The organism is Pseudomonadota bacterium (genome assembly GCA_010028905.1).
In the GTDB taxonomy this organism is placed as follows: Bacteria; Vulcanimicrobiota; Xenobia; order RGZZ01; family RGZZ01; genus RGZZ01.
Map to the genome: position 1 here is coordinate 1 of RGZZ01000671.1, position 2,168 is coordinate 2,168.

Sequence of the window (2,168 nt, forward strand, 5' to 3'; positions counted from 1 at the left end):
CACGCCCGTCTGCGCGCCATGGCCGAAGACGCCCGTCTCGCCCTCATCATCACCGAAGACACACCGTCACGCAACGCGACCTGGCCCTGCCCTGCTGTGAGCGTCGAGGCGCTCAACAACGAATCCGCATGCGCCTTGAAGCACGCCACGCACAAAGGCGCTGAGGTCGCCCCCAAGAAGACCTGGGCGCGCGACGACCTCGCCTACATCATGTACACGTCTGGATCCACCGGCACACCCAAAGGCGTCGCCGTAACCCACGGCAACATCACCCGACTGGTGAGGGGAAGCACCTTCACCCCCGTGACGCCAGACACCACCTGGCTTCTTCTCGCCCCTGCTGCATTCGACGCCTCGACCCTCGAGATCTGGGCCCCGCTGCTCAACGGGGGACGACTCGTCATCGAGACCGAGCCGCGTCCCTCGCTCGACGTACTCGAGAGCACCCTGCAGCGCCAGCAGGTCACGTCGCTCTGGCTCACAGCAGGTCTGTTCCACCTCGTGGTCGACGAACGCCCCCACGCCCTCAACGACCTGCAGACCCTGCTCGCCGGCGGCGATGCCCTCTCACGAGAACACGTCACGCGCGCCTTGGCGGCGCTGACCGGCGGTACCCTCGTGAACGGCTATGGGCCCACCGAGAACACCACCTTCACCACCTGTCACCCCATGCGTGAGGGCAGAGCCATCGGGCACACCGTGCCCATCGGCACGCCCATCCACGCCACCACGGTGTACATCCTCGACGAGCATCTCACCCCGTGTCCCGTGGGAATCCCGGGCGAGCTCTATACCGGTGGCCAAGGTGTGGCACGGGGCTATGTCGACCGTCCCGGACTCACCGCCGACCGCTTCATCGCAGACCCCTTCACCCCAGACCCAACGGGGGCCTCGTCGGCTGGAGATGCGGGCGGCACACGCATGTACCGCACCGGCGACCGCTGCCGCTGGATCGAGAACCCGCAGACAGGTGACGGCCAGCCTCCCTACCTCATCGAGTTCCTGGGCCGCGTAGACGACCAGGTCAAGCTGCGCGGCTTCCGCATCGAGATTGGCGAGATCGAGGCCGCGGTTCTCGCATGCGCAGGTGTCAGCCAGGCCGTGGTGCTCGCCGTCGACGACCCGGCCGACACCAGCAACAAGCGCCTCGTGGCCTGGGTGGTGGGAACGGCCACGCCTGATGCGATCAAGGCGCACATCGCGCGCACCCTGCCCGCGTACATGCTCCCTGCCGCCATCGTCACCCTCGAGGCGCTGCCCCTGACTTCGAACGGAAAGCTCGACCGCAAGGCGCTGCCGTTGCCGGAGCTCTCTTCGTCGCGAACCGAGCAGATCGTGCCCGCGCCCGACGACCTTGTCGGACAGATGGTGCTGCTGCAGGCCCGAGAGGTTCTCAGCGGTGGGGCAGCATCCACGAACGCGCCGAGGTTCGGCCTCGAGGCCGATTTCTTCGCCCTCGGGGGGCACTCGCTGCTCGCCACCCGATTCACCGCACGGCTACGCAAGGAACTGGGCATAGACGTGCCGGTGCGACTCGTCTTCGAGCATCCGCGGCTCCTCGATCTCGCCCACGTTCTGCGCGGCTCCACCGTGAGTGATCAAGCCGAGGTGGCGCTTCCGGAGACCACCGTCCCCGCAGGCGCGATGCGAATCACCCCCGAGCAGGTCCCGCTCGCAGACCTCACCCAGGCTGAGATCGATGCCATCGTCGCCCTCGTCCCCGGCGGCGCGGCCAACGTACAGGACATCTACCATCTCGCGCCTCTTCAAGAAGGCATCCTCTTCATCCATCGCAGCGATCCGACCCGCGACCCGTATATTCTGCAGGTCTGGCTCCGCGCCGAAAGCCGAGCCTACCTCGATGCCTGGATCCACAGCCTGCAGAGCATCGTCGACCGCCACGACATCTGGCGCACGGCCTTCTACGACGCAGACCTGATCCACCCCGTACAGGTCGTGTTCCGACAGGCTTGCATCCACCAGAGGTTCATCACCATCCCAGGGAGCAGCAGCGAAGACCTGGCCGCGAGAGCGCTCGTCGAGGAGAATGCCCCCGCTTGGATGGACATCGAGCGCGCGCCCCTCATGCACATCACCGCGGCGGGCACATTAGATGGCCCCCAGACTGTGCTGCTGCAGTACCACCACCTCGTGAGCGACCACGTCGG

Annotated in this window: 1 protein-coding gene; it reads left to right on the top strand. The window is 66.7% G+C overall.

All coding sequences use genetic code 11. From position 1 onward, the window contains the following. Positions 1 to 2,168: amino acid adenylation domain-containing protein (locus EB084_24155; protein NDD31356.1), on the top strand; the 2,168-nt coding region annotated here is incomplete at both ends.